This window comes from Algoriphagus antarcticus (assembly GCF_002150685.1).
GTDB lineage: Bacteria > Bacteroidota > Bacteroidia > Cytophagales > Cyclobacteriaceae > Algoriphagus > Algoriphagus antarcticus.
Genome location: NZ_MSSW01000120.1, coordinates 1 through 4,627 on the forward strand (window position 1 = coordinate 1; position 4,627 = coordinate 4,627).

Here is a 4,627-nt window from a genome sequence, read left to right on the forward strand (position 1 = left end):
CTGTTGCAGCTCAGTAATCACCAAAGCAATCACATTGGCAATGGCGATTTCATTGATTCCTGCGGTACTGAGGTTTTGACCGAATTCTGTGAGCTGCTGGATCAGTTTTTTGTCCATACCTGATCGTACAAAGCTGGCTGGTGACAACTTAAATTTCTTTGGATCTACATATTTCCCAAATACCCCAAGCTCCACGCTGTCGCCCTGCTGCACTTCCTGGGATCGAGATGGACCCAGTATGCGGTTTCTCCCGGCATTGAGCCAGGTAAATCGAACCAATAAGCAATCTTTTCTGAAATGAAGAGGCACTTAAAAACATTACTACTAAGCTCTGAAAGTCTATCAACACACTGATTTACAAAATCTTTTACATATCAATCGGATTTAGGATTAAACTTAAAAATTTTTAATATTTGCCTTCAATATCCTCCTTAATTGCTTTTCAACATTCATTACTGTAATTTCATGCTTTAAGGAAATTTCAACGCTAAAATTAGTATAGATTTTGCAAAACAAGATGATAGAGGAAAAGCACTAGACTTTCTATGAAGAATTTGGAAACTTTTCCAAGACTTGTGGATCGATTGCTGGAGAATATAAAAAAGGCGCTATGAAACCTGCTATTATGATTTCTACATAAAAACTAAATGCTCTTGAATACACTCCTAAGATGATCTTGTATTTGGCTGTAGCTCAACGACTGTAAGCTATTTAAAAGCTAAATAAAGGAAACGACTTAACTATTATAGAAATCTTACTTATAACCCCAGAATTAAGACGAACTCGCTATTTAAATACCCTGATGAACAATCATATATTATTTCTACTATTTCTAACATTTTTAACAATTAGTCCTCAAGATAGGGGCATTAAAGTCAATCTAATACCCACATTTGTAGAAAATCAAGAAAAAAAATATAGTATAATATATTCTGTTCAAACAAATACGGATGGGACTAAGCAGATTATTAATAAAACAAAAAAACAAGTCGATATTAAAGTTATATCCATTCACGATGATATCATTGATATGCAATGGAAATATACCGATATAGAATTTATTGAGTCCACATATATAAACAATCCATTTACCGCCTTAATGAATACTTTATGTGCTGGAATAACAATAAAATACTCAACGGATAAAAGCGGAGTAATAAAATCAATTACTAATAGAAATGAAATATCTACCAAATTAAGAGAAAGTATCGATGAAAAATTGACTCTATTTATAAACGAAAATAATATTGACTCATCTAAAGTGTTAGCTACTAAAAGTCAGCTACAAATGATATTTTCAGACCACTCACAAATTGACAAAATTATCATCGGAGACCTTTTCAAATTCCATCAACTGTACGGAAACGAATATTCTGAACAGCCTACCAAAATTATAGTAAATAGTGATATTTGGCTTGAATCACATGAAGTCGTATTAAAGTCAATTGACAAATCTAACCAGACATGTTTACTTCTTTCAAACCTTGTTAACGACAGTAGTAAAGAGATAAATGGTTCTTTTGAATACAACCTTTCAGATTATTGGCTTATAAATCACCGCTCGCAAATAGCTTCCTTCACTCCGTTAGATGTAATGCAGTTTTATCAGATCCAGCAACTACCCTAGTCATTCAATAATCACTTTCCAATTATTTTCATCCAGATGGACTTCAGGGAACATGTATCTATCATAAATCCCCAAAGAGATTAAGGAATCAATACCATAAGTTTTTAATGAATCAACCTGAAAAACAAATAAATTTAATCGATTGTTACTGGCTTTCTTAATTCGAAAAGACCATCCCTTTGTGCTACCCATTTTTATCAGCCTCTTAGTTTCATTAGGGCTAATACTATTCTGTATATAGTATTCAGTTTTATTTAATTCAGACAATGTTGGAATACTATCTAAAAACGTTTCAACTGCTACTACATGAGAAGTGCTATTATGCACCTCTAGCCTCCCATCATAGTAGTCACACCCTGAGAAAATTACAGTAAAGATTAAATAACATGGTGTTTTCAGGTTCATAGTTAGAATAGAGAAAGTTTAAACATGATTATATCCAAATCTTATTTTACTTAGTATTTAAATTAATAGACTTAGGTGGATAAGCTAACATCCCTGAATGCTGAGAAGGAAATATTGGGTAATTATTCATATCCCAGTTAGATGGCCTACCAAAATACCTCCATGAAAGTAGATTAGCAGTCCATTCAGTCCATGTACTTTGGTGATCAAAAGCCCCATTATTAGCTGCATCAGCACTCATTAAACTTACAGACATTATTGTTCCGTAGAAAAAGTCACTACCCCATTTCTTAGCTTGAAGAACATGACCAAATTCGTGCCTCAAAAGATTAATATTATATTTATCATTAAGATTTACAAAAATTCCAACTCCAGGAAGAGTTCCCGCTGCTCCTTGTCCAATTGAACCTACTTCCGTAGTAAAGACTCTAACCCCTTCAAAATATGTCGATCTATCAAGCATTGAACCTGTAAACGGTTTAGATGAGACGCTATTATTATGTAAAGTAAATGGTGATACTCCATTTTTGTCTTTTGCAGTTTCGAAGTTCCCCGCATAATCAACTCCTCCCAGAAGGTCTCTAGAATTAACCATCTGGCCATACCCTGTATCAACCATTACTTCTTCCCTTTCCTGCCCCACCTGCCCAGTACCCACTTCATTTTGAGTAGGATCCTCACTGTCGCTGTGTTTCGGGGTTGCGTGAACGATTGCAACCTGCGGTGCCATCCCATCCGGATCGATATACCTTAGCGGATTATTGAAGGCATAGTTATATGGTGAATGTCTCCGCATCTTCTCCGCCATAGGATCTGATACAAACCATCGCCCAATCGCTGGGTCATACATCCGCGCTCCAAAGTCGTACATATTCACTCCCAAGTGGCCGTTTGCCTCCCACCCTACAAGCTGGCTCTTCGCTAAAATGATCCAAAGGGATCATTTCTATACGCTCAGCCCTCATTATAAAGATAGGGATTGACTTTGATTCCACCATACTGGTAACCTAAACCAGTTAACTCAACACCCCAAGGATCGTAATGAGTCTCCTGAACGAGAAGCGGACCCGTACTTAAGATGCGGAATTGATCAAACCAAACATCATCGGAAGTCTCATTGACCAAGTACGTTTCAATGTACCCGTCCATAGGTACAGCTATCTTTTTGATCAGTCCTCGTGTTTGTTTATGGCTTTTTTGGAAAGGATTAGTCTGACCGCTATCGGGCTCATCAGTGAGTGTAAAAGTAGTAGATGCGCATTTAGTATTTAAATCTTCTATTATACCTTTAGATTAGAGTTTACTACTGCAAAAGTCCAATTCCTCAAAATAAATCTCTTCTTTATAATCCCAACTGTATACATGTTGGTCCTTAATGAAAAAATAAAATGTATGAATCTCGGATGAGTCAACTTGATCTCTAATAATACAGTTAATTTCAACCAAATAACTATCCTCAAAGGCCAATTTTTGGCGAACATTTAAGAACGTTCCATCAATCTTTTTATCTAAAAACTCATTCCATCTCAATTCTTCAACCTGGTAACCAATATTAATTTTAGAAACTAAATTTTTTTGGCTTAATTTATTTTGATAATCTTTTTCCAATAAGTTATAATCATAATCAGTTATAGAATGATATGTTTTAGCAAATCCATCCTCCCATAAAAAACCCGGTGATGTTAGCCTACAGGTGACATTATCGGCATAATAAACCATATTAAAACTAATTAGCTGCTTCAAGCTAGGGTTATTAAGTGTGTCTAAATTCAAATCCACCCCACTATTCTCAAATAAACCATTTTTACCGAACAATTGATTTACAAGAAAGTCTAAGGCAATAGACTCCACTGCAACATTATAGCCCTCAACTTCAAGTTTCTTTTCTGCAACTTTGTTGCATGAAAATATAATCAACATAAAACATACACAAAACCAGACAACAACGACTATTTTAAACCTTAGAAGCATATTATTTTCCATTTAAATAATTATATATCTTTTGCATATGTTGGGGATTATTAATTACTTCAAATCTAATCAATCCTCTATTACTTCCATTGGTAAATATTATATTAGAATACATAAGTCCGTTAACTGCATTTTGCTTACCTTTATTATGAGTTAAGCCGTGGACTTGGTTATCTGAATTTTTTGTCATAAAATCACCTCCAATTTCAAATCTCATCCATATAGTTACTTTTACATTCTCGCCAAGAATTTTCCTAGTTCCGCTTGTAGAAGAAGTTATTCCACCGAAGGCTCTAACAACTTCACCCAAAGAATCTTCTAAACGTGTACCTACATCAATAAAATTTTCTAAATACTCCTTTTTTTTATTTTTCTTCATATTCAGAAGAGCATTCAATAAATCCTGGCCGGAATTACTCTTGCTAAGATCAATTAATCCTTCATTTTGTTGATCTTGCGATTTACCGTTTTCAGTTTGATAGCTGCCATTGAAAGAATCCCCACCTAATGTTGAATTTCTTGCGCTGTACGAACCATATCCATCGGACCATTGAAAATCACTTTTTTGGCTCATTGACCTTCTAATCGCATTTCGTGTCTTTTTGCTAGTATAGTATTCCCCCA

At 34.9% G+C, this 4,627-nt stretch carries 7 protein-coding genes; 1 reads left to right on the forward strand and 6 read right to left on the reverse strand.

What is annotated here, in order from left to right; translation table 11 throughout:
• On the reverse strand, positions 1-279 hold a 279-nt coding region (locus tag BVH04_RS24760), incomplete at its 3' end, for a hypothetical protein (RefSeq protein WP_140160668.1).
• A 523-nt stretch (positions 280-802) separates the two neighbouring features.
• On the opposite strand from BVH04_RS24760, the gene BVH04_RS24765 reads away from it, so the two are divergent.
• Positions 803-1,627, forward strand: coding sequence for a hypothetical protein (locus BVH04_RS24765; protein WP_086544142.1), 825 nt, complete (start codon positions 803-805; stop codon positions 1,625-1,627).
• Here the strand turns inward: BVH04_RS24765 and BVH04_RS24770 are convergent, their stop codons facing one another.
• The 5 genes from BVH04_RS24770 to BVH04_RS24785 all read right to left on the reverse strand — a co-directional run.
• Positions 1,628-2,032 (reverse strand): hypothetical protein, encoded by a 405-nt coding sequence (locus BVH04_RS24770; protein WP_086544143.1) that lies wholly within the window; start codon positions 2,030-2,032, stop codon positions 1,628-1,630.
• A 46-nt stretch (positions 2,033-2,078) separates the two neighbouring features.
• On the reverse strand, positions 2,079-2,903 hold the full coding sequence (locus tag BVH04_RS24775) for an RHS repeat domain-containing protein (protein ID WP_086544144.1): 825 nt from the start codon (positions 2,901-2,903) through the stop codon (positions 2,079-2,081).
• A gap of 83 nt (positions 2,904-2,986) precedes the next feature.
• Complete coding sequence (locus BVH04_RS25295) at positions 2,987-3,181, reverse strand: hypothetical protein (RefSeq protein ID WP_140160669.1); 195 nt, start codon at positions 3,179-3,181, stop codon at positions 2,987-2,989.
• A gap of 144 nt (positions 3,182-3,325) precedes the next feature.
• Entirely contained in the window at positions 3,326-4,015 is a 690-nt protein-coding gene (locus BVH04_RS24780) for a hypothetical protein (RefSeq protein WP_086544145.1), read from the reverse strand.
• A partial coding sequence (locus BVH04_RS24785; protein ID WP_205635930.1) for a hypothetical protein occupies positions 4,005-4,627 on the reverse strand: 623 nt, incomplete at its 5' end. The genes BVH04_RS24785 and BVH04_RS24780, both read right to left, overlap by 11 nt.

Bases quoted from the DNA above. Each gene is read 5' to 3' on its own strand.
- BVH04_RS24765 (WP_086544142.1), top strand. From the start codon at position 803: ATGAACAATCATATATTATTTCTACTATTTCTAACATTTTTAACAATT.
- BVH04_RS24770 (WP_086544143.1), bottom strand. From the start codon at position 2,032: ATGAACCTGAAAACACCATGTTATTTAATCTTTACTGTAATTTTCTCA.
- BVH04_RS24775 (WP_086544144.1), bottom strand. From the start codon at position 2,903: ATGTACGACTTTGGAGCGCGGATGTATGACCCAGCGATTGGGCGATGG.
- BVH04_RS25295 (WP_140160669.1), bottom strand. From the start codon at position 3,181: ATGGACGGGTACATTGAAACGTACTTGGTCAATGAGACTTCCGATGAT.
- BVH04_RS24780 (WP_086544145.1), bottom strand. From the start codon at position 4,015: ATGGAAAATAATATGCTTCTAAGGTTTAAAATAGTCGTTGTTGTCTGG.